The 21,495-nt window shown below is 57.4% G+C and carries 19 protein-coding genes; 8 read left to right on the top strand and 11 right to left on the bottom strand.

From position 1 onward, the window contains the following. The first annotated feature begins 16 nt into the window (after window positions 1-16). The 5 genes from ACFOOP_RS13030 to ACFOOP_RS13050 all read left to right on the top strand — a co-directional run bounded on the left by ACFOOP_RS13030 (window position 17) and on the right by ACFOOP_RS13050 (window position 6,493). Window positions 17-793 (top strand): enoyl-CoA hydratase, encoded by a 777-nt coding sequence (locus ACFOOP_RS13030; protein ID WP_379881448.1) that lies wholly within the window; start codon window positions 17-19, stop codon window positions 791-793. Window positions 794-815: 22 nt separating this feature from the next. Further along, the gene (locus tag ACFOOP_RS13035; protein ID WP_379881449.1) at window positions 816-2,732 is read left to right on the top strand and encodes a cation:proton antiporter; all 1,917 of its coding nucleotides are present in this window, start codon (window positions 816-818) and stop codon (window positions 2,730-2,732) included. Between the two features lie 154 nt (window positions 2,733-2,886). Next, a complete protein-coding gene (locus tag ACFOOP_RS13040) occupies window positions 2,887-3,729 on the top strand; it encodes a sensor histidine kinase (RefSeq protein ID WP_379881450.1) in 843 nt (280 codons plus the stop codon). Continuing rightward, on the top strand, window positions 3,716-5,428 hold the full coding sequence (locus ACFOOP_RS13045; protein ID WP_379881452.1) for an ATP-binding protein: 1,713 nt from the start codon (window positions 3,716-3,718) through the stop codon (window positions 5,426-5,428). The genes ACFOOP_RS13040 and ACFOOP_RS13045 overlap by 14 nt, the downstream gene beginning before the upstream one ends. A gap of 57 nt (window positions 5,429-5,485) precedes the next feature. Further along, window positions 5,486-6,493 (top strand): isoaspartyl peptidase/L-asparaginase family protein, encoded by a 1,008-nt coding sequence (locus ACFOOP_RS13050; RefSeq protein ID WP_379881454.1) that lies wholly within the window; start codon window positions 5,486-5,488, stop codon window positions 6,491-6,493. 1 nt (window position 6,494) lies between these two features. Here the strand turns inward: ACFOOP_RS13050 and ACFOOP_RS13055 are convergent, their stop codons facing one another. From ACFOOP_RS13055 to sfsA, 6 genes are all read right to left on the bottom strand, one after another. After that, the gene (locus tag ACFOOP_RS13055; protein ID WP_379881455.1) at window positions 6,495-7,610 is read right to left on the bottom strand and encodes an endonuclease/exonuclease/phosphatase family protein; all 1,116 of its coding nucleotides are present in this window, start codon (window positions 7,608-7,610) and stop codon (window positions 6,495-6,497) included. A 71-nt stretch (window positions 7,611-7,681) separates the two neighbouring features. Next, the gene (locus ACFOOP_RS13060) at window positions 7,682-8,608 is read right to left on the bottom strand and encodes a 1-phosphofructokinase family hexose kinase (RefSeq protein ID WP_379881456.1); all 927 of its coding nucleotides are present in this window, start codon (window positions 8,606-8,608) and stop codon (window positions 7,682-7,684) included. Between the two features lie 11 nt (window positions 8,609-8,619). Further along, on the bottom strand, window positions 8,620-9,321 hold the full coding sequence (radC, locus tag ACFOOP_RS13065; RefSeq protein WP_379881458.1) for a RadC family protein: 702 nt from the start codon (window positions 9,319-9,321) through the stop codon (window positions 8,620-8,622). An 80-nt stretch (window positions 9,322-9,401) separates the two neighbouring features. Continuing rightward, a complete protein-coding gene (locus ACFOOP_RS13070; RefSeq protein WP_379881460.1) occupies window positions 9,402-10,649 on the bottom strand; it encodes a PAS domain-containing protein in 1,248 nt (415 codons plus the stop codon). 150 nt (window positions 10,650-10,799) lie between these two features. Then, window positions 10,800-11,648: a type I methionyl aminopeptidase gene (gene map / locus ACFOOP_RS13075; protein ID WP_379881462.1), complete on the bottom strand. Its 849-nt coding sequence runs from the start codon at window positions 11,646-11,648 to the stop codon at window positions 10,800-10,802. After that, window positions 11,645-12,367, bottom strand: a complete 723-nt coding sequence (gene sfsA / locus ACFOOP_RS13080; protein ID WP_379881464.1) for a DNA/RNA nuclease SfsA — start codon at window positions 12,365-12,367, stop codon at window positions 11,645-11,647. Before sfsA ends, map begins: the two co-directional genes overlap by 4 nt. Window positions 12,368-12,546: 179 nt before the next feature. Between sfsA and ACFOOP_RS13085 the strand changes: the two genes are divergently transcribed. Further along, window positions 12,547-13,920 carry a TadE/TadG family type IV pilus assembly protein gene (locus tag ACFOOP_RS13085; protein WP_379881465.1) on the top strand — a complete coding sequence of 458 codons (1,374 nt, stop codon included), beginning with the start codon at window positions 12,547-12,549 and terminating at the stop codon, window positions 13,918-13,920. A 282-nt stretch (window positions 13,921-14,202) separates the two neighbouring features. Here the strand turns inward: ACFOOP_RS13085 and ACFOOP_RS13090 are convergent, their stop codons facing one another. Next, on the bottom strand, window positions 14,203-14,475 hold the full coding sequence (locus ACFOOP_RS13090) for a type II toxin-antitoxin system prevent-host-death family antitoxin (RefSeq protein ID WP_379881466.1): 273 nt from the start codon (window positions 14,473-14,475) through the stop codon (window positions 14,203-14,205). Between the two features lie 171 nt (window positions 14,476-14,646). On the opposite strand from ACFOOP_RS13090, the gene ACFOOP_RS13095 reads away from it, so the two are divergent. Next, window positions 14,647-15,399 carry a competence/damage-inducible protein A gene (locus tag ACFOOP_RS13095; RefSeq protein WP_379881468.1) on the top strand — a complete coding sequence of 251 codons (753 nt, stop codon included), beginning with the start codon at window positions 14,647-14,649 and terminating at the stop codon, window positions 15,397-15,399. Further along, window positions 15,400-16,776 (top strand): L-serine ammonia-lyase, encoded by a 1,377-nt coding sequence (locus ACFOOP_RS13100; RefSeq protein ID WP_379881469.1) that lies wholly within the window; start codon window positions 15,400-15,402, stop codon window positions 16,774-16,776. Here ACFOOP_RS13100 and ACFOOP_RS13105 read toward each other — a convergent pair whose 3' ends face one another. The 4 genes from ACFOOP_RS13105 to ACFOOP_RS13120 form a co-directional block, all read right to left on the bottom strand. Then, window positions 16,777-17,295: a PH domain-containing protein gene (locus ACFOOP_RS13105; protein ID WP_379881471.1), complete on the bottom strand. Its 519-nt coding sequence runs from the start codon at window positions 17,293-17,295 to the stop codon at window positions 16,777-16,779. Window positions 17,296-17,314: 19 nt separating this feature from the next. Then, window positions 17,315-17,749: a phasin family protein gene (locus ACFOOP_RS13110; protein WP_379881473.1), complete on the bottom strand. Its 435-nt coding sequence runs from the start codon at window positions 17,747-17,749 to the stop codon at window positions 17,315-17,317. Between the two features lie 91 nt (window positions 17,750-17,840). Next, the gene (locus ACFOOP_RS13115) at window positions 17,841-19,025 is read right to left on the bottom strand and encodes an oxidoreductase (protein WP_379881474.1); all 1,185 of its coding nucleotides are present in this window, start codon (window positions 19,023-19,025) and stop codon (window positions 17,841-17,843) included. 598 nt (window positions 19,026-19,623) lie between these two features. Further along, complete coding sequence (locus ACFOOP_RS13120) at window positions 19,624-21,396, bottom strand: DUF6119 family protein (protein ID WP_379881567.1); 1,773 nt, start codon at window positions 21,394-21,396, stop codon at window positions 19,624-19,626. Between the last annotated feature and the right edge of the window lie 99 nt (window positions 21,397-21,495).

The following is a 21,495-nucleotide window of genomic DNA, read 5'->3' on the forward strand; positions in this document are numbered from 1 at the left end:
AATTCAGGATAAAATCATGCCGTATGAATGTATATTGACTGAAACTGATGGCGCAGTTGGCATTATCACGCTCAACCGCCCGGATGCGCTCAACGCCTTCAATCGCAAATTGATGGATGAGCTGACGGAAGCGGTGAAAGCATTCGAAGCCGATGACGCTATTGGCTGCATGGTGCTGACCGGATCGGAAAAAGCGTTCGCCGCCGGCGCCGATATCAAGGAAATGGCGTCGAAAGATTATATCGAAGTCTTCAAGGAAGATTTCATTACCGGCAACTGGGAAGAGGTCGCTCGCGCCCGAAAGCCGGTGATTGCGGCGGTCAACGGTTATGCCCTAGGCGGCGGGTGTGAGCTGGCGCTGATGTGCGATTTCATTATCGCCGGCGACACCGCAAAATTCGGCCAGCCGGAAATTTCAATCGGCGCCATGCCGGGCGCCGGCGGCACCCAGCGCCTGGCGCGCTTTATCGGCAAGTCTAAGGCGATGGAAATGTGTCTGACCGGCCGGATGATGGACGCTGAGGAAGCCGAACGTTGCGGACTTGTCAGCCGCATCGTGCCGAAGTCGGAATTGCGCGAGGAGGCGATCCGGGTCGCCAAACAGATCGCCGGTTTCTCCCGGCCGATCGCCATGCTCACCAAGGAGTCGGTGAACCGCGCTTACGAAACCACACTGACAGAAGGCGTGCGCTTTGAACGCCGCGTCTTCCATTCTGTATTTGCGTTTGAGGATCAGAAGGAAGGGATGGCGGCCTTTGCGGAAAAACGCAAACCGGTGTTCAAGAACCGCTAGCGTCAGCTAGACGGGAGACGGCATGGAAAATCTTGTTCTCGCCTTTGCGATTATTGGCGCGCTTGGCATTGGCGCGCAGTGGCTCGCTTGGCGATTCAACCTGCCGGCGATTGTGCTTATGGCGCTGGCGGGCATCATTGCCGGCCCTGTCCTCAATATCTTCGCCGCGCCGGATGCGGTGCCCGGAACGCCGCCCATGGAGGCGCTTTTCGGCGAGTTTTACCGGCCGATCATCGCTGTCGCAGTCGCCGTTATTCTTTTTGAAGGCGGGCTGCAGCTTAATTTCTCCGAGTTGCGCGGGCTGACGCGCGGCGTCCGCCGTCTTGTCTTCCCGGGTGTGCCGATCGCATGGTTTCTGGCCGCCGCCGCAGGCTACCTCATTGCAGGGCTCACCTGGCAGGCGGCGTTGCTGTTTGGCGGCATTATGGTCGTCACCGGTCCGACAGTGATCATTCCGCTCTTGCGCCAGTCAAAACTCAATCCGCGGCCGGCGACACTGCTTAAGTGGGAGGGGATCATAAATGATCCTCTTGGCGCGCTCCTTGCTGTGCTGGTTTATGAATTTCTGATGCTTGGCGACCATGGCGGCACGTCGGTCGACATTGTCAGCTCTCTTATATTGGGGTCGGCGCTAGCACTTGGTTTTGGCTTCGCTTTCGGGCGGTTTACGGCCACAACCTTTCGCCGTGGCTGGGCGCCCGAATATCTTAAACCGCCGATCCTGCTTGCGCTGGTCCTGATCTGTTTTGAGCTCGCCAACCTCATACAGGAGGAAGGCGGGCTGCTTTCCGTCACAGCCATGGGCGTGACGCTCGCGAATTCGCGTATCGCCAGCATCAATGATCTGCGCCTCTTCAAGGAAAACATCACGATCGTTCTGGTATCGGGCGTGTTCATTATCCTGACGGCGAATCTGACCATGGAGTCCGTGCGCTCTCTGGACTGGTCCGCTTTCTGGTTCCTGGTCGTGATGTTGTTGGTGGTTCGCCCCCTGACCGTGTTTCTTTCAACGATCGGCGCCGGTCTGCCCTGGAAGGAGCGTCTGCTTGTCGGTTGGATCGCGCCGCGCGGCATTGTCGCCGTCGCTGTTTCAAGCTTTTTTGGCGCCTCGCTCACCGCCGCTGGTTATCTCGATGGCGACAAGCTGATCGCGCTTGCCTTCGCGATGGTCTTCGCCACGGTCGTGCTTCATGGCTTTACAATCTCGCCGCTGGCGAAGGCGCTGGGCCTTGCCTCGCGCGAACGGCCCGGCGTGTTGATCGTCGGCGCGTCGCCTTTCTCTGCAGCCTTGGCTGCGAAGTTGAAGGAAATGGAAGTGCCCGTGACGGTGGCTGACGCCAGTTGGCGGCGCCTGCGGCCTGTGCGTCTCGCAAATGTGCCGACCTATTACGGTGAGATACTTTCCGAGGTGACGGAGCATCATGTGGATCTCAATCGCTTCGGTTATCTGTTGGCGCTTGGCGGCAATGAAGCCCATAATGCGCTTGTAGCCACCGATCTGGCGCCCGAAATGGGGCGCTCTTCGATTTATCAGGTAAACGCCCGCGGCAAGGACGAGGAAGACCGCAAGGCGCTTTCCTATACGCTGCAGGGGCGGACGTTCCTTCATTCCGGCGTCGCGCTCGATGAACTTGTGCGGCGGCATTATTCCGGCTGGATTTTCCAACGCACAAAGCTGTCCGAAGAATATCCGCCGGAACAGTACAAGAAGGATTTGGGCGCCGAAAGCGAGATCATTCTGATCATCCGCAAGGGTGAAATCCTGTTTGCGTCACAGGAAGTTCCCCTGAAGCCTGATATCGGCGACACGGTGCTCGCCTATATTCCTAAGCCGACGGAGCAAAAGCCCGACAAGGCGAAGGATAAAGCGGAAAAGGCCAAGGCCGAAAAACCCAAGGCGGATGCGCAGTCCACCGAAACCGGGCCAGCAAAGGCTTAAGGGTTTAACGCTCTCTTAACCATGTTCTCGCGTGTGAATGCTTAACGGCGCGTTAGCGCTTCGCCGCTAGGCTTTGCGCGAGGAACTGGACATGCCCGCGCGCACATCACGACCAACTTCATCCGGCTCAAGGCTCGCCGAATATGGCGCTCGTATGAGCGAATTGGTGTTCCGCCGCCGCGCGGAGCTCGAGATTCGTGCTGCCCGAATTGAGGCGGAGCTTGCGATCAAGGCGCGCTCTGAATTCCTCGCCAATATGAACCATGAACTGAGGACGCCGCTGAACGCCATCATCGGTTTCGCCACCATGTTGCGCGACGGAGAGGATTACGGTCTCAGCGCCGAGCAGCAACGGTCTTACTCGGAATATATCCTGCAATCCGCCGACCTTCTTCTTGGTCATATCAATACGCTTATCGAAGTCGCGGCGCTGGAAAGCGGCCGGGTCGAAATTAATCAGGGTCCAATTGATTTTACGTCTCTTCTCGACGAAGCCATTGAGCGCGCCAGAGTTCGCGCCGAAGCGGCGGGGATCGAGATCAAACGCCAGGGCGAGTGCGCCGACCTCCTCGGCTGGGGCGACGCCGAACGTTTCTCTCAGGCGCTGGACCATTTGATTCAGGCGGCAGTGAAACTCAGCCATGAAGGATCGCAGATTTATGTGCGCGCCTCGCGGTCAGGATCGGGCTGGGCGGAAATCGCCGTGCGCGACGAAGGCGACGGATTTACGAAAGAAGATCTCTATGAAGCGCTTGAAGCCTTCAAGGAGCTTCACCGTGGTCTCGACCGGTCATTTCTCGGGCCGGGCGTTGGCTACGCGGTCGCGAAAACCTTTGTAGAAATGCAAGGCGGACGCTTCCACATTGAAAGCCGGCCGGGACAGGGAACGCTCGCGCGGATTTCCCTGCCGCCCGCCGATACGCTTTATGCGGACCCGCCAGAACAAGAAGAAAGCAGCGCCGAAGAGCCTGCGGAGCGTGACCATGACGCCGCATAGATCTAACAAAAAATCGCCGTTCAGCCGCAAGGGCGGCGCCGCGCCGACAGCTGAAGCCTTTGACATGGCGTTTCAGGATAAGCCGCGCGTCGGCACCGTCGTTTCCGTCACGGGCTCCCATGCGCTCGTCATGCTTGATGAAGACACGCCTGACGCTGACCGCTCCTCGCGTCCGCAGCTCGGCGCCATCATGAGCGTTGACGCCGGCTCGTCGATCGTGCTCGGCCTTGTGTCGGCCATGACCAATCCGGCGCCGAGTCTCGATGCGTCCGTGCCAGATATGCGGATTATTGAAATTGAACTGATCGGCGAGTTTACAAAACCGACCATCAATGCGCCGGCGCGCTTCCGCCGCGGCGTTTCCGCTTATCCGACCCTCGGCGATAATGTTCATGTGGCGACGCGCGATGAGTTGACGGCCCTGTTCGCCGTCAATGGCGCGGCAAGCGTGCGGGTTGGCGTCGTCAAGCAGGACGCCTCCATTCCGGCGACCGTCAATGTGGACGAAATCTTCTCGCGCCATTGCGCGGTGCTCGGCACGACTGGCGCGGGCAAGTCCTGCGCTGTTGCGCTCCTCTTGCGCGCGGTGCTTCAACGCTTTCCCCATGCGCATATCGTTATCCTCGATCCGCACAATGAGTATTCCAAAAGCTTTGGCGACGGCGCCGTCGTGTTCGATCCGACGAGCTTCAACCTGCCATACTGGATGCTGACCTTCGACGAGCTTGTTGAGGTGCTTTATCCCGGCCGTTCGCGCGACACCGAGGAAATCGAAATTCTCGCCGACCTTCTGCCAGCTGCGAAGCGGATGAATATGGGCGGATCGGGCCGGACCAGCCGCCTGCGCACCGACGGAACAGCCGTGACGGTCGACACGCCCATCCCGTATCGCATTTCCGAGTTACTGGGTCTGATCGACAAGTCGCTTGGCGGTCTCGATAGCGGGCATACGGGCGCGCCCTATAAGCGGCTGCGCGCCCGCGTCCATGCGATCAGCCAGGATGCTAGATATTCCTTCATGTTTGGCGGACTGACGGTTCAGGACACGCTCAAAGACATGCTGAGCGAGCTTTTCCGCATTCCCGTCGACGGTCAGCCGGTGAGCGTCATCGAACTTGGCGGCCTGCCGGCGGATGTCGTGCAGGTGGTTGTCTCGGTCGTGTCGCGTCTTGCGTTTGAATTTGGTCTGTGGAGCAATGGCGCCGCGCCGATTGCGCTAGTTGTCGAGGATGCGCACCGTTATGCGCCCGCCAACCCCGAGGATGGCTTCGGTCCGACCCGGCGTTCGCTTGTGCGCATCGCCAAGGAAGGCCGCAAGACCGGCGTATCGCTCTGGATCGCATCGCAGCGGCCGACGGAGCTGGATCCGACAGTCCTCTCCCAGTGCAACACGATCTTCGCCATGCGCCTCGCCAATCAGGCGGATCAGGAAGCCTTGCGCGCCGCCGTGCCCGATGCGTCTACCAGTCTGTTGAGCTGCCTGCCGTCGCTGGGGCTCGGTGAAGCGATTGCCGTGGGCGAGGGCGTGCCCATGCCGACGCGGATCAGGTTTGACGCGCTTCCCGTCGACGCTGTGCCGCGCAGCCTCACCGCCTGCTTCACTGATGGCTGGTCTGTGGAGATCGAAGACAACAGCTTCATCGACCGGATTGTGGAGCAATGGCGCGCCCAGCGCATGATCACACCGGATTTCGAATAAGACGCCCTTGATCGCATTGCCCGCCGCTTCCACAATGGTGAAAACGGGAGGCGATTCATGCGGATTTTTCTGACACTTGCGGCCATTTTCTGCGCCGCTCCGGCAATGGCGGAGCATTACGAAACGGCGCCGGTGACAATTGTCATTCACGGTGGCGCGGGCGCGCTGGCGCCGGGGCGTTACACCCCGGAAGAAGAAGCTGCTTTTGAGGCGAAGCTCAATGAGGCGCTGGATGCTGGTTACGCCGTTCTTGAAAACGGCGGCGCTGCGCTCGATGCGGTTGAGGCTGCGATTGTCCTGATGGAAGACGCGCCCATGTTCAATGCGGGCAAAGGCGCGGTTTTCACCCGTGACGGCAAGAACGAACTTGATTCCTCCATTATGGATGGCGCGACCCTGAATGCGGGCGCTGTCGCTGGCGTCACCCGCGTCAAAAACCCGATCAAGCTTGCCCGCGCGGTCATGGAAAAGTCAGACCATGTGATGTTCGCCCGCGACGGCGCGGAAAAATTCGCCAAGGAAAACGACCTGGAGATGGTCAAGCCGAGCTACTTCAAGACCGAGCATCGCTGGGACGCCTATAAACGAGCGCTGGAAGCGGAAAAGAACAAACAGAAAGATGCGGCGCTGTTCCATGATTTCAAATACGGCACGGTCGGCGCCGTCGCTTTGGACGCCAAAGGCAATCTGGCGGCAGGAACGTCGACCGGCGGAATGATGATGAAGCGGTATGGCCGGGTTGGCGACACGCCGATTATCGGCGCCGGCACCTTTGCGGATAATAAATCCTGCGCCGTCTCGTCTACGGGCTGGGGCGAATACTTCATCCGTCTCACTATCGCCCGGGACATCTGCGCGCAGGTGGAATATCAGGGCAAGAGTGTGGAGGAGGCGGCAGATGACGTCATTAATCACCGGCTTCAGGATATGGGCGCCGATGGCGGCGTGATCGTATTGGCGCCCGATGGCTCTTACGCCATGACCTTCAATTCCAAGGGCATGTTCCGGGGCGTCAGGAACGCTGAAGAGAAGATGATCGCGATTTACGGTAACAAAGCCGAATAGGCTAATCCAAAAAACTTTCCCGCTTGTTTTTCAGGAAGTCTTCTGAACTGTCGATTTCCAGCTCAAACCAGATGGGGAAGTGATCTGAAAGCTGGTTCTTGCGCCAGGGATGTTTGAAATATTTCGCCTGGTTCGCGGGATCGGTCATGTCCTTTTCGCCCGTGTAGTCTTCGACCATTTCGGCGCCATAAGATGCTGTCTGACCATCGGTATAGACAAATTGAAACGGGTCGAAGACGCCGCCATTCATCCTGCCGTCGGCGCGTTCCACAACGCGGAAATATTCGTTGGTGCGGATGAACATGCGGTCATAGGCCTGGGTGGCTGACGCATTGGTGTCGAGGCCGATCAGGCTGTCCACTTCATAATAACCGGCGTCGGTGAAGAGTTGCACGGCGCCGTCATCTTTGTCGTCGCCTTTGTAGAAGTTGAAATCGCCTGCAATGACGAGGCTTGATGTCCAGTGTTCGCTTATTTTCTCCTGTAAGGCGGTGAGGAGAAGCGACACTTCTTCGCGACGGTAATTCACATTGTCCTGTTTGTCTCCGGGTTGAAGGTGAAGGCTGAGCATCCCGAACTCCTTCCATCCCGCCTTAAAGCCAGTGAGGTAGGGGGTGCGTTTCAATTGTTGAATATCGGCTCCCTGGGTAATCGCCGGCCACAGCACCAGTTCACCGACGGTGCCGGAAAGTTTTATCCGGGATGAGTTATAGAGATAGGCGCTTCGCTCAGAATTTCCGTCGACGCCGCTCGTAATGTCATTCACGACATATTCCCATTCGCTGCCCAGCAAGCGCATGAGGATTTGAAGATCGCGCAAGGTCGACTTCACCTCCTGAATAACCACGAGATCGAAGCGCGCAATGATTTCCGCAATGTAGAAATAGGCTTCCGGCAGGCGCTGAGTGGTGTGACCGAATTCCTTGATATTCCAGCTCGCGATCAGAATGGTTTTATCCGTTCGTCGCGGCGGAATGAGATTATCGAGGCCGGTTTTCAGCGCGAGAATGCTGTCGATGGCGCGGATTTTTTCCGCGTCGCGCATCTCCGGAAAAACAAGGGCGTAGCCCTTTTTCTTGAGATCCGTGTCGGGCCGAAGATCGTTGTAATATGGCATGCTGCTCTCCCCAGTTCAGGCCAATTCAGGAAAGCAGCATAGGCGCGATTCGATGACGGTTTCCTGCGCAATCAGGGTTTCACTGACGCCATGAGTTTTTTTACATCCGCAGGATCGAAGAGGGCGGTGCCTTCGCTCATGCGCGTGGCGCCGGCCGCCGCCATGCCAAAACGGAGGGCTTCGGTTTCGCTGTCGCCGCGCGCCATCGCCGTCAAAAGACCGCCGACGAAACTGTCGCCGGCGCCGACCGCGCTTGAGGCGCGCACCTTGAACGAGGGCGCGATAAAGACGCCGTCTTTCGTGGCCATCAGGGAGCCGTCGCCGCCGTGGCTCACCACCATGGCCTGCACCTGTCCTTTCGCGACAAGGTCTTTGGCGTAGGCCTCGATTTCATCCGGCCAGTTCAGTTTTTTTCCTGAAATCGCTTCATATTCGTGCTCGTTCTGGCGCAGCATATAGACGCCCTCCGCAAGCGCCGCGTCGAGGCCGCTGATGGAATCGAGCACGAAGCGCGCCCCCCGGTCCTTGGCGACGCGCGCCGCCTGCGCCCAGAAATCGGTTGGCGCGCCGGGAGGCAGGCTCCCGCTGGCGACAACGAAATCTCCGGGCTCCGCCTCTTCGCGCACGGCTTTCAAAAAACGCTCTATGTCGGCATCGCTCATTTCCGCGCCGGGCAGATTGAAACGATATTCATTGTCATCTTTTTCATTTTTGACATGAAAAGCGAGCCGGGTTTCCCCGGCGATGGGGATCATCCGCATGGGAACATTTTCGATGGCGAGCGATTTCACGAGTGCGTCGCCATAGACGCCGCCAGCAGTGAAAATCGCCAGCGTATGCGCGCCGAAGCGCGAGCAGGTGCGCGCCACATTAATGCCGCCGCCGCCGGGATGCATTTGCGGATCGTGGCAGCGCAGCTTGCGGTTTGGCTCCACGAAGTCGGCGGAGACTGCATAATCGAGCGCGGGGTTGGGGGTCAGGGTGATAATTCGAGTCATTCGGTATTGCCTCACAAGAGTCCGAGGGATTTGAAGCTGGCATGCTGCTCATGTCCGATGACGAGATGGTCATGGACACGGATATTGAGCGCTGCGGCGGCTTTCACGATCTGGTTCGTCATGTCTACATCGGCGCGCGAAGGGGTAGGGTCGCCGGAAGGGTGGTTATGCACGAGAATGATCGCCGAGGCGCCAAGCTCCAGCGCGCGTTTCACCACCTCTCGCGGATAGACGGGCGTGTGATCGACAGTGCCGCGTTGCTGCACTTCGTCGGCGATCAGGATGTTTTTCTTGTCGAGAAAAAGAATGCGGAAAAGTTCTGTCTTTTCATCCGCCATTGCTGCGCGGCAATAGGAAAGAAGCGCATCCCAGGAGGATATGACGGGCCGCTTCAGAACCCGAGCCTGGGAAAGCTTGATGGCCGCCGCCTGAACGATTTTCAATTCCTGCGCTACATTTTCGGAAACGCCCTTTACTTCCATCAGACGCTCCAACGGGGCTGCAATGACTTGCGGGAAACCGCCAAATTTTGCGATCAGCTCCTTCGCCAGCGGCTTCACGTCTTTTCTGGGAATGGCTCGAAAGAGAATAAGTTCCAGGAGTTCGTAATCCTGAACCCCGTCGACGCCAGCCTTTTTGAACCGTTCGCGCAGGCGCTCGCGATGGCCGGCGGCGTGGTTTGTTGCTTTTGAGACGGGAGCGTTGGTCTTCAAGCGTCAGTCCAGTTCCATGGCGCCGCTCAGGCGAGACACCAAGAATTGAACAGTTTCCGCCCCAACGCAACCGACCAGGCTCAGGCGGCGCGTTCCGATTGCTGCCGCAGGCTGTCGGCTTCCTGCTGGATTAACCCGTTCATCCGGGTGAGCGCCCGCAAGGCGCCAGTGACGGTTTTTTGAAAGCTTTCCAGTTTGTTGAGAAGGTCATCCACCCGGTCTTTCACGCCCAGATAGTTTGAGCATTCCACCTTGCCGACGACGCGCATGACTTCAAGGCCCGTTGCGAGACGGTCAAGATCCAGGCAGGTTCGACGAAAGCCGATGCATTTCACCGAAACGTCGCGCAGGCTGTCTTGCGCCTTTGCAACATATTCCGCTTGCTGATTGCGAAGCAGCTGCATCTCTTGCTCACGGGCGGCTTCATGGGAATCAGCATTTTCTTCGACGAAGAAATCCAGCACCTCGCGCTGAACCCGCGCAGTGCAAACCAGAAAATAGCTTGTGTTGATGGCGTCGACGACGCTTTGTGCGGAAGCGATAAAGCCTTCGACAAGCTTGTGCATATCTTTCGACAAAATACTGTAATTGTCGGAGATGACGCCGATGGCGGCGCCGTCATCGCCAAGCTGAGAAGCGAGGATCCGGAAATTCGTGGGAACGATCTCACTTTCCTTATAAGCTTCGGCGATCGTCTCAGCTTCTTTTAACACGGAGTGAGTGACTTTCAGCAACTGGTCAAATCTGAGGATCACGCCGTCCTCGGAAATTTTCAGGTGTTTGTCACGCGACATCAGCTCCTTGCCGAGCGCAGCCGTCATGAAAGCGGTGTAGTCTTCAAAGCCGAGGTCGTTGAGCTTGCTCAGGAGAAGTTTCGCGCTGTCCGCCGGGGTGAGGTCTTCGCGGCGTTCTTTTTCCGATAGTTCGGGATAGAGCTTTTCGATTATGGCGAAATATTCGCTGCTCGGGCGCAGGCGCACGGACAGATAGCCGTCCTTGATCGGGGTCACGAGGGCGAAGACCCAGTAATAGCTTCCGTCTTTCGCCCGGTTCTTCACATAGGCGCCGATAGGCTTGCCTTCTTTGATCGTTTTCCAAAGCAGCCAGAACACGGCGCGGGGCGTGTCAGGATGCCGGACGATCTTGTGCGGTTTCGACAGCAATTCCTCCCAGCCATAGACGCTGATGCGCTGGAAGACGCTGTTGCCGTATTTGATAATGCCGCCGGCGTCGGTGCGCGAGAAAAACAACTCGTCAAAACCGAACGTGTTTTCACCCGGACCGGTATCGCCGCCGGAGTGATCGACAGGAAGTGTTGCGCGCGCCATATTTGGGAGCCGGGCCTTTTTGCGGAATCTGTTCCGGCAGCATTGCGCCTGCGCTGTTAAGAAACGGTCAATATTGGCCGCTGGCGAGGTGAGATTTCAGCCTCGATTGGCGGATATCGTCGGCGGGACCGGTCTGTGAGAGAGCCGTTGCTAATAAGGCGGCCGGTCGAGCCCTTTGGGCGAGGCGGTGAAGATTTCCATGCCGGTCTCGGTGACGCCGATGGAATGCTCAAACTGGGCGGACAAGGATTTGTCCCGGGAGACAGCGGTCCAGTTGTCCTTCAAAAGCTTCACATCGGGTTTGCCTTCATTGATCATGGGCTCGATGGTGAAGAACATGCCGGGCTTCAATTCCGTGTTCGACGCTTCATGAACGCCGCCCCAGCGATCGCGATATTCCGCATAGTGAACGACATTGGGCGCGTCATGGAAAACCCGTCCGAGGCCGTGACCGCAAAAGTCGCGCACCACGGAAAAACCTTGCCCCTCTGCGATGGTCTGAATGGCGCGACCGATATCGCGCAGCGTTGCGCCAGGCTTGACCGCATTGATCCCGGCCATCATGGCGTCATAGGTCGTGTCCACAAGGCGGCGGGCTTTCACCTTGGGCTCGCCGGCGAAATACATCCGGCTGGTGTCCCCATGCCAGCCGTCGACGATGACGGTGACATCGATATTCATGATATCACCGTTTTTCAAAACCTTGTCATTCGGGATGCCGTGACAGATGACGTGATTAAGCGAGATGCAGCTTGCGTGACGGTAGCCCCTGTAGCCGATCGTGGCGGAGAGGGCGTCATGACCCAAGACGAAATCGCGAATGAGGTCGTCGAGGTGACCGGTGGTGACGCCGGGTTTCACATGCTCGGCGATCATGTCGAGGGCGGCGGCCGCGAGCCGGCCCGCCTTGCGCATGCCCTCAAAATCCTCCGGCCCGTGCAGTCTGATAGAGCCGGGGCGAATGATTTCGTCTTCGTCGAGGATAGCTTCGGTCATCATGGCTCCAGTTCGATCTCCAGCGCCTTGCGCAGGACAATCTCGCTCGTGGTGATTTCGCAATCATAGCACAAAAGTTCAACCCCCGCCGAGGCCGCCTCTTTCAAGGTTCGGGCGTAAACGGGATCAAGATCGGCGGCGGGCGCAAAACGGCGGCAATCGCCGCGCTGGACGACGAACAGCATCACCGCCCGCGCTCCGGCGGCGGTCATGCGCGATAGCTCCTCAAGGTGTTTAGCGCCCCGTTTGGTGACGCTGTCGGGAAATTCGGCGAGTCCCGGCGAACGCGACAGGTGAACATTCTTGATTTCCACATAGCAGGGCGCTTTCCGTCCCTTTCCTGATTTGGGGTCGGAGAGGAGGAGGTCGATGCGGCTGCCCTCGCCATATTTCACCTCACGGGCCATATCGCCATAGCCTGAAAGCTCTGGGATCACACCCTTGCCGATGGCTTCAGCGACGATGCGGTTGGGATTGGTTGTGTTGATGGGGATCAGGGTTCCGTCGATCTCCACAAGCTCCCAGGAGAAGGCGAGCTTGCGCTTTGGATCGCCATGCTCATGAACCCAGACCCGGGCGTCATCTATGGCGACGCCGAGCATCGATCCGGGGTTGGCGCAATGGGCGATAATTTCACGTCCATCGTCCAAAACAATATCAGAAAGAAACCGTTTGTATCTTTTTCTTAATCGCCCGGAAAGCAATGGCGCCGGCAATCGCATTTTTCAATCCCAACAAAAACGCAAGGTTAGTTGGTGAATTGAACGGTTTTTCGTAAAATTGCAAATCCCGAAATATATTCCTTGTTAACTAAGCTGAATAATACATTTTTATCTTCTAGGTCAGATATTCTTGGGTAAGGCGGGGGAGAGACTGCCGAGGCCTAAGGGGGCCGTGTGTTATGTTTGGACTTGCAAAGAATACAAAAGGCAATGTCGCCATGCTTACGGCGCTGTTGGTACCGCTTGTACTTGCTTTTGCAGGCGGCGGCGTGGACTTTTTTCGCTGGCATAATGAGCGCGAAAACCTGAAGCAGCTTGCCGACACGCTTGCGACGCGAGGCGCGCGCGAGTTCCTTCTGGCGAACGCAACATCCTCTCAGATCGAAGCGGTCATCAACAGCGTTCTGGAATCCGGCTATTCCGAAAATTACGGTTTCGCCTCTGTCACCAAAAATGTCTCCATCGATATGGTGGAAGGCGCAGTTTCCGTTCGGCTGACGGCGCCGCCGACAGAGGGCCTTATCCTCACTAATTACATGCCGTTCAAACTGGGCCACGACATTACCTCCACGGCGGTCGCTATGGGCGGCATGAATGTCTGTGTTGTCGCGCTCGAAGATGTTGATGGCGCCGCCGTATCGGCGACAACCAACTCAAAGTTGCTCGCCGATAAATGTTCGATCATGTCGAACTCGATTTCAACTGAAGGCGTCGTGTCGAGCGGCTTCTCGAAAATCCAGGCCGGCATGATTTGTTCCGCCGGCGGCGCCTACGGCAATGACCGTAACTATTCGCCGATGCCGACGCTCGATTGCCCGACTTACGCCGACCCCTTGTCCGAGCGCGTGGCGCCGACGGTCGGCTCCTGCGATTATGTCGACGCCGCTTATGGCGAAAAAATCACTGAAGTCGTCGACGCGGCGGCGAAGACCGTCACTGGCACGGCCGGAAGTCTGGTTTCACAGGCGGCGCAAGGGCTAGGCGGCGGTCAAGTGAATAGCCTGATCAAAAGCGCCGGCCTCAGCGAAACAACATACACGCTTGACCCGGGCGTTTATTGCGGCGGCCTGACGGTTGGGGCGCTGGCGAATGTCGAGCTCAATCCGGGCGTTTACATCATCAAGAACGGCCCCTTGCTGGTCGGGCTTGGCGGCAAGCTGTCTGGCGAGAATGTGTCTTTTTATCTCGTCGGTGACGACTCCACGTTCTTCTTTGGCCCGGAAGCGGTGCTTAGCCTGACGGCGCCGAAAGAGGGCCCGCTCGCCGGGATCCTTTTCTTCGAAGATCGCTACGCTCCGGCGGACCGCGTTCACCGCATCCTGTCCGACGATGCGCGCGTCTTGCTCGGCACGTTCTATCTGTCGCGCGGCGCCTTGCTGGTGGCCAGTCTTTTGCCGGTTGCCGACCAATCGGCCTATACGGCGATTGTCGCGAAGAAGCTGCAAATGGCCGGTAATCCGACTCTCGTGCTCAACGCCGATTACGCCGCCACCGATATTCCGGTGCCTGAGGGCGTCGGCCCTGTGGGCAGCACGGTCTTCCTCAGGGAATAGGCCGCCAGACCTGTCCGGCAGGTCCGCAATCCTCAGTTGAAAACACCCCGGCGAAATTCAACAGAAATGTTGAATTTCGCCGTTTTTTTGAGTGTTGGTGCAAAGTTATCCCCCATCTCGCCGCCGGGTGTAGGATGGCGGTTCATTGAATTTTTTGAGCGCGCGCCAGTCAGGCGCATTGGCGAGCAGATGACGCGAAACGACCGGGAGCAGAAAATGTTAAATGGCGCCAGATCGGCCGCAACCCCAGAAAACAAGCGGGTGAAAAAGATGCAGACGCGCTCACCTGTGTCGCAAGGCGCGAAGGCGCTTGATGACCATGCGCACGGCCCGGTCTTCATCTTTAGCGCAAGCGGTTTCCGCGGCCGCGACCGCCTCGAACAGATCGCGCCGCGCAGCCTGCTTCAAAAGTTCGGCGTAAAGACGGAACTGCGAGCCCGAGAGAAGCACAGCGGCCATGCGGCCGTAACGGGTGATGATAACCGGATCTTCTTTGGCGCGTGTGATCAAATCGCCGAAATTGCGGGCGGCGTCATGGGCGGTGACTTCATGCATGGGACAACCTCATTAAATACGCTACATGGCGTATAAGGTATGTATACGGAGTAATTACAAGTAGAGACCCGAAAAAAGCGCACCGCGCGGCGGCCCTGAGGAGAATGATTGAGCTTGCGCAAACCGCCCGCGCGCCATAAAAGGTCGCGGGAAAAGAGACCGGATCAAAACATGCAAAAAACCGCAGCTATTCTCGCCATTGGCGACGAGCTTCTCTCGGGGCGCACTCGCGACGCCAATATGCATTATCTTGCGGGGTGGCTGACCGAGCGCGGCGTCGCGCTCACGGAGGCGCGGGTGGTGCCTGATGATGCGGCGATGATCGGAGAGGCTCTGAACGCCCTGCGCACTCGTTATGACTATGTTTTCACCTCAGGCGGCATTGGCCCCACCCATGACGACATCACGGTGGACGCCATCGCTGCGGCGCTTGGCGTAAAGGTCATTGAAAACCCCCAGGCGGCGGCCATGGTGCGCGCCTATTACGGCGGGAGAGGGATCGACGTGACGCCGGCGCGGCTTCGCATGGCGAGAACGCCCGAAGGCGCGGAGCTGATCAATAATCCTGTCTCCGGCGCGCCGGGCGTCAGGATCGAAAATATTTTTGTCATGGCCGGCGTGCCGCGCATTTTTCAGGCGATGCTGAACGCGATTGAAGGCGCGATTGAGCATGGCGAGGTCATTCACTCTTGCGCCGCCACGGCGCGCAATTTGCCGGAATCCATGCTGGCCGACCAATTGCGCGATATTCAGGCGGCGCTGAAAGGCGTGACCCTTGGCAGTTACCCTATAGACGGCGATGAAATGGGAGTGACCATTGTCGCGCGATCTCAAAACATGGCGATAGCGGACCAGGCGATCAACGCCGTCGCCGCGGCCATGCGCGCTCTTGGCGCCGAGCCGGAGATGGAAGACAGAAAGTAAATGCTCTCCGTTTTTGACATATTCAAAATCGGCATTGGTCCGTCGTCATCGCACACGGTTGGGCCCATGCGTATTGCGCGCCGCTTTCTGGAAGAAGCGAAGGCGGAAAACCTTCTTGACCGGGCCGCGCGCGTAAAGGTCGATCTTCACGGTTCGCTTGCGCTGACCGGCATTGGTCACGGCACAGACACAGCCTCGGTGCTCGGTTTGCTTGGTTTTGAACCGGATACAACCGACCCGAATGACGCGGAGCGCGCCGTTGAAAGAGTAAAATCGCAAAAGCGCATTGCGCTACATGGCGGGCCGGAGATCGCCTTCGACTGGAAAGCGGATATCGGCCTGATGGGCAATGTTGTTCCGACGGTTCATCCTAATGAAATGCGGCTGACGCTCTATGGCGAAGACGGCGCCGATCTTTTTTCACAAATCTATTATTCCGTGGGCGGCGGTTTTATCGCCAGCGACAAGCAGTTGGCCGCGCCCGCCGAGGATGATCTGATCGCACAGGCGCGTGCGGGCCGCCATCAATTTGCCAGCGCCGCCGATCTGCTGGCCATCGCGCAAGAAAAAAATCTCGCGCTGCACGAGATCATTCTTGAGAACGAGGATGAACATCGTCCGCGCGCCGAGACCGAAGCGATGCTCGATAAAATCTGGTTCGCCATGCGCGACTGCATTGAGCGGGGCTTGCATACGCGCGGCGAGCTTCCCGGCGGTTTGAAGGTCAAGCGCCGCGCGCCGTCGCTCTTTGCGAAGTTACAAGAGGCGCCGCTGGCGAATGAACGCGAACAGCTTTTCGACTGGCTGAATGTTTACGCCATGGCGGTGAATGAAGAAAACGCGGCGGGCGGCCGCGTCGTCACCGCGCCGACCAATGGCGCCGCGGGGATCATTCCGTCCGTGCTTAAACATTATTGTTGTGTTGAAGGCGAAAACCTCGAACAGATCCGGGTGTTTTTGCTGACCGCGGCGGGCATCGGCATGCTCTATAAACAGCGCGCTTCCATTTCCGGCGCGGAAATGGGCTGCCAGGGGGAGGTCGGCGTCGCCTGCTCCATGGCGGCGGGCGCGCTCGCCGCCGTCTGGGGCGGTACGCCGGGGCAGGTGGAGCACGCCGCTGAAATCGGCATGGAGCACAATCTCGGCCTCACCTGCGATCCTGTCGGCGGGCTCGTGCAAATCCCCTGCATCGAGCGCAACGCCATTGGAGCGGTGAAGGCCGTCAACGCCGCGCGGCTCGCGCTGCGCGCGTCAGACGAACACAAGGTCTCGCTCGATCAGGTGATCGAAACCATGCGCCAGACCGGCATCGACATGTCGCGGAAATATAAGGAGACGTCCGAAGGCGGCCTTGCCGTGAATGTGGTCGAGTGTTGATCAGGCGTTTTGCTTCGACAGGCCGCGGGCGCGCATCATTGCGGTTTCAATCTCCCGGCGCACCCGCGTCGGATTACCAAGCACTGGAAAGTCAATGCGCGCGCCGCCGGTGCCATGCACGCTGAGGACGCCATAACCGAGCAGGCGGCCGAGAAAGGTCTGGCGCACCAGCACTTCCTCGATCTCGGTGAGGGTGACTTCATGGGCGCTGCGCGCAACGAGGCCGGTTTTGAGGATGAGGCGAAGCGACGTGACTGCGATTACTGTCGTCCATTTATGAATATAGCGGCTGAAAAAGATAACGGCGCCGAGCATCATCGCGGCGCCGGCGAAGAACAGATAAGCGTGGCCAAATGGTTCGTGGGCGAAGTAATGCCGTGCGGCGGCCTCAATCCACATACCGGCTGGGACCGCCGAAAAGGCAAGCCAGAACCAGCTCTGGACATCATAAGTCCAGTTGAAATGCGCCCGGTAAAGATAGGCCTCACCCGGCGCCAGCGTGTTTTTTACATAGGCCATTCGCCGGCGCCGCCTGCGCTCAGGCCGCCGCTTCGGTATGGGCGGTGCGGGCGTCGAATTCTTCCAACACTTCTTCCGTGCGTTCTTCCACCGGCGTCAGCGTGTGATTGGCCACATCCGCTGCGATGTGCAGCCATTTCGAGCCGGCGTCGGCGTAATCGCGCAGCGCCTGTTCAACAAAGGACGCCTGTTCGTGATAGGCTTCGTGGCTTGTTTTGGCGGTCATGATCTTCTGCGCGCCGGCGACATCCTTGGCGAAGCGCATATTCATGAAGCCGACAATTTCCCAGTTGAGTTGCGCCGCGCCGCCGAAACAGGCGCGGGCCGCGCGGGTCGCGAAGTCGAGATTACGGGCGCCGACGCTCGCCAAATCGCCAGGATTCAAAAGGGGAAAAGGCGTGACGGTTGCAGACTCGGCGTCTTGCGGGGCAGCGGCTTTTGCGGACTTGGTCATGGGCAAACCTCCGATAAGTGACGCGTTATAAGTGTTACCCTTTCTAACAGACGCGCTCCAGTGGAAAGTTGACCTGCATCAACCCCGCAGATTATCGCTCCGCGTTTTTTCCGGCCTTGTGGGCGTCTTCGATGAGGCTTGTTCCTTCGCCGTCAAAGGCGCCGAGGTCGGCGCGCAGAAAGGCGCGAACATCGTCGAACCGGCCGGCGCGCACCTTGTTCACCCATTCGGGATCGCCGATTTGCCCGCGCCCGATGGCGACAAGATCAAACTCATCGGCGTTGAAACGGCGCAAAAGTTCGCGCATGCCGCGCTCCACATTGCTTTCCGCCTCCCGGTCTTCGAGGAGCGAGGACATGACGTCGATATCGAAGCCGATGCTGCCGACGGTGATGACGGGAAGGCCGCCGAGCTTCTTCGACCAGCCCGCGAGGTTCAGCGTCGGATCGCGGCCCGGCCATTCCGGTTTCCAGAAACGCCGCGTCGAGGCGTGAAACAGATCGGCGCCGGCCTCGCGCCAGAGCGTCAGCATGGTCTCGAGGTCTTCCGGCGTCGGCGCAATCTTCGCGTCGTAATCGGCTTCTTTCCACTGCGAATAGCGGATCGAAATGACGAAGCCGGGACCGCAGGCCGCGCGCACGCCAGCGATGATCTCGCCATGCAGCCGCGCGCGGTTCTCGATCGGCCCGCCATAGTCGTCGTCGCGGCGGTTCGTGCCCGGCCACAAAAACTGGTCGAGGAGATAGCCGTGACAGGCGTGGACCTCGACCCCGTCGGCGCCGGCCTCCTTCGCCAGAAGCGCGCTGCGGATAAACGCCTCACGCAACTCATCTATCTCGGCAATGCTCGCCGCGCGCCCGTTCTCCTTGCCGGGAAAAGCGAGGCCGGAGGGCGAGAGCGTCGGCGCGTTCGCTTCGGCGCCCGTGCCGGCGCCTTCTTTCCTCAAGGCGCCCTCATGCCAGAGCTGGATCAGCATATGTCCGCCTGCGGACTTTACTTCCGCAACGCAATCCTTCCAGGCGCCGAGCGTCGCCGGATTGATCCGCGCAAATTGCGGCACATTCGTCGCCGTCGGGTGATCGATCGCGCAGGACTCGGTGATCACCATGGCGACGCCGCCTTCAACCCGGCAGCGGTAATACTCGCCGAGCAGGGGCAGGGGTGCGCCATCCTCACACCAGCTTCGCTGCATCCCCGGCATGACGAAGCGATTGGGAAGAGTGATCGCGCCCAGCCGGAACGGCGTGAATAACGGCGCGGGGTCGATCTCCGTCAAAAGACGTCTCCTTTTGTTGTCCGGTCATGATGGGCCGAGCCTGCACACCGGCACACGACAATCCGCGCAATAGAACCCCATCGCCGCGGCTCGCAAAAGCCCGAACGTATAAGGGCGGAGAGGTGCGGGGCGTGAAACGTCCATCGCACTTTGAGTAATCGGGCGCATCACGCCCCGCATTTGCAGCGTTGTTCAGCGTCGGCGGGCCCGGCCGTAATGACGACCCCTGACGGTTTTTACGCGCCAGAGTTGAAGCCGCCAGAAAGCCCGGGCTCTGCGACCGGCCAGCGTGAAAGCCTTCCGTGCGCCGCCCCCCGAAAAGAGAAAGGAGGGACGGCGAGGCGTTCCACCCCGCGCGCCGCGATCCGGACCGACGAGTTACGGCAGCGCTCACCGCCTCTCCCTATCCGGACTGCGCATGAGTATAGGGCCGGAAAAAAGGTGGTGAAAAATTATCCACGGGGTCCGGAATGGCCTTATACTCGGCCGGCCCCCATCACCCCTTATGCGTGGTTGTGCGTTGCGAGCCCATGGGCACGCCTGCTCCTAGGATGGGAAAGCGGGTTCGAGGCTAATCTGAAAAGTCGAATATGTACTCTTAAATTGGTGGGATTTGCGTAACTTGCAAACGCTGCCCTGATGCCATCATGTTTCTAACTAAGACGTGTAAGGAAAATTTTGCAATGCTGGAATTAAATGTATCGGCTTCAGATAAGTCACGCTGATTGCTTGCGGTGTCCAGGACCGCTAGGACAAATACTATTTCTTTTTCGAATAAACTCAAAAACTCATCTTTTGAGATTTGATCAGTTTGGTCACCTGCGGCCCCAAAATAGGCTTCTGCACCCTTCTTTGCCAAAAGGGAATCGTAGACGGCTGACAGAAATGTAAGCGGTGGTTGAGCTTTTGTGTCCTGTGACAGGCGATTTGCAGCAATCGCTATTTGCGCGCACAAGTCACGCATTGTATTGCTAAAGCCGCTTTTAACGTGAATCAGATAAAGCTTGTTCTCATCCCATTTCATGATGTCACACAGTTCTATATTTTCCGGTATTATCTTGTCCAAGACTAAGGAATTTTCCTCTCCTATGTGAGACGCATTATATTCATTTTCGCTGTGTGATGCGGAATCCCACGCTTTCATAGTGAATGGAGCGGAATTATTCCTTACAAATGAGGAGCAAGATTCATTGAGATCATTAAGGAAGGAGTCTTGTATCAAATACCAAGATTTATCGACGTAAAAATATTTCTTATTAGAGAGCGTTATGTCACCCATTACATGAGATAGAAAATCTGCCTGTGTGAGCTCCCTTCCATCGTTGTCATAAGAAAGTATTCGGATTTTTTTGAGTTGGTTCGAGAAATGCTTTTCATCTCTAATGTTGATGCTTCTGTGCATCTCCGCAAAAAGCACATCGACGTCAGAAAATTCATCGAATATTTTGTCGCCAAAATAGTTCACTATTACTCGCGACGCTGTATCTGCATTTTCCTCCTTGCGTGATCGTCGAATTTGCACTTCATAAGATTGTGCAGTGAGGTAGGTCTCAAAATCTGTATGACATAAGTCGAATGGGTAACTATCTAATCCGCCATTGAATCGATTCCAGAGCTGCGAAAATAATTCATTTTCTAAAAGTGCAATCAAGCTTTCATGCTTTTGTTTAGTCAAGCGGGTTACGCTATTTATGACTAGAGACGGGTTTTGTTGAAGTATGCGTTCACAAGCAGTGATTATGTCGATTACTTTGTTTATTGAAATAGAGGTATTTATGCGAAACGACGACTTTGCTGTTACAACTGCACCGCGCTTGACCTCATTTTCGGAAAAGCCGAAATGAGCAACAAGTAGGTCCTTTTCAACTTTCGCGCGAAGTTCCTGATAAATTCTTCCAAATTCTTCGTTGTCATGAAAGTTAAAGCTGCTTCGAAAAAACTTTGACGTGCCTAATATGCCACCAACCAAACTTTTTTCTTTTGTGGATTTCAAACTTTTTTCATCTTTGGTTACAAGTCTCGCCAGCACATCTAATCCAAAATCTACATTAATATACTTGCTAATTGCGCTGTGACCATAGCCACCTGAGAGTGCATACAGGGATTGCGTTGCTTGATTTTCCATCAGCAAAACGAAATTTTCTTGACGACTCTGGTCTTCTTCTAATGCTGCTTCCGTTTTAGCTGTTACGTCAGCCAAGAACCCCTTCCATTTCGGCGTCATGGGATAGCGTTTGTAAAACAGTCGGAGGTTGTTGTTGTTTATTGATGACTGTGTAAGTTTTTGCTCGCTGTAGCCTAATCCTTCGATATGCTGACACAGACCGTCTATCGGATTGCCGGTGGTCTGCCACCGAAATAGTGGTCCGATGAATCTGTTAGTCTCGGCTTTGAAAGAGGAGCTGAGACATGGCGAAAAGAGCCAAACCGGAAGAGATCATTGCGAAGCTGCGTGAAGTTGAAGTCCGCC

This window comes from Hyphococcus aureus (assembly GCF_042643165.1).
In the GTDB taxonomy this organism is placed as follows: domain Bacteria; phylum Pseudomonadota; class Alphaproteobacteria; order Caulobacterales; family Parvularculaceae; genus Hyphococcus; species Hyphococcus aureus.

Coding starts and splice junctions, on each gene's coding strand:
- ACFOOP_RS13030 (WP_379881448.1), top strand. CDS start 17: ATGCCGTATGAATGTATATTGACTGAAACTGATGGCGCAGTTGGCATT.
- ACFOOP_RS13035 (WP_379881449.1), top strand. CDS start 816: ATGGAAAATCTTGTTCTCGCCTTTGCGATTATTGGCGCGCTTGGCATT.
- ACFOOP_RS13040 (WP_379881450.1), top strand. CDS start 2,887: ATGAGCGAATTGGTGTTCCGCCGCCGCGCGGAGCTCGAGATTCGTGCT.
- ACFOOP_RS13045 (WP_379881452.1), top strand. CDS start 3,716: ATGACGCCGCATAGATCTAACAAAAAATCGCCGTTCAGCCGCAAGGGC.
- ACFOOP_RS13050 (WP_379881454.1), top strand. CDS start 5,486: ATGCGGATTTTTCTGACACTTGCGGCCATTTTCTGCGCCGCTCCGGCA.
- ACFOOP_RS13055 (WP_379881455.1), bottom strand. CDS start 7,610: ATGCCATATTACAACGATCTTCGGCCCGACACGGATCTCAAGAAAAAG.
- ACFOOP_RS13060 (WP_379881456.1), bottom strand. CDS start 8,608: ATGACTCGAATTATCACCCTGACCCCCAACCCCGCGCTCGATTATGCA.
- ACFOOP_RS13070 (WP_379881460.1), bottom strand. CDS start 10,649: ATGGCGCGCGCAACACTTCCTGTCGATCACTCCGGCGGCGATACCGGT.
- map (WP_379881462.1), bottom strand. CDS start 11,648: ATGATGACCGAAGCTATCCTCGACGAAGACGAAATCATTCGCCCCGGC.
- sfsA (WP_379881464.1), bottom strand. CDS start 12,367: ATGCGATTGCCGGCGCCATTGCTTTCCGGGCGATTAAGAAAAAGATAC.
- ACFOOP_RS13085 (WP_379881465.1), top strand. CDS start 12,547: ATGTTTGGACTTGCAAAGAATACAAAAGGCAATGTCGCCATGCTTACG.
- ACFOOP_RS13090 (WP_379881466.1), bottom strand. CDS start 14,475: ATGCATGAAGTCACCGCCCATGACGCCGCCCGCAATTTCGGCGATTTG.
- ACFOOP_RS13095 (WP_379881468.1), top strand. CDS start 14,647: ATGCAAAAAACCGCAGCTATTCTCGCCATTGGCGACGAGCTTCTCTCG.
- ACFOOP_RS13100 (WP_379881469.1), top strand. CDS start 15,400: ATGCTCTCCGTTTTTGACATATTCAAAATCGGCATTGGTCCGTCGTCA.
- ACFOOP_RS13105 (WP_379881471.1), bottom strand. CDS start 17,295: ATGGCCTATGTAAAAAACACGCTGGCGCCGGGTGAGGCCTATCTTTAC.
- ACFOOP_RS13110 (WP_379881473.1), bottom strand. CDS start 17,749: ATGACCAAGTCCGCAAAAGCCGCTGCCCCGCAAGACGCCGAGTCTGCA.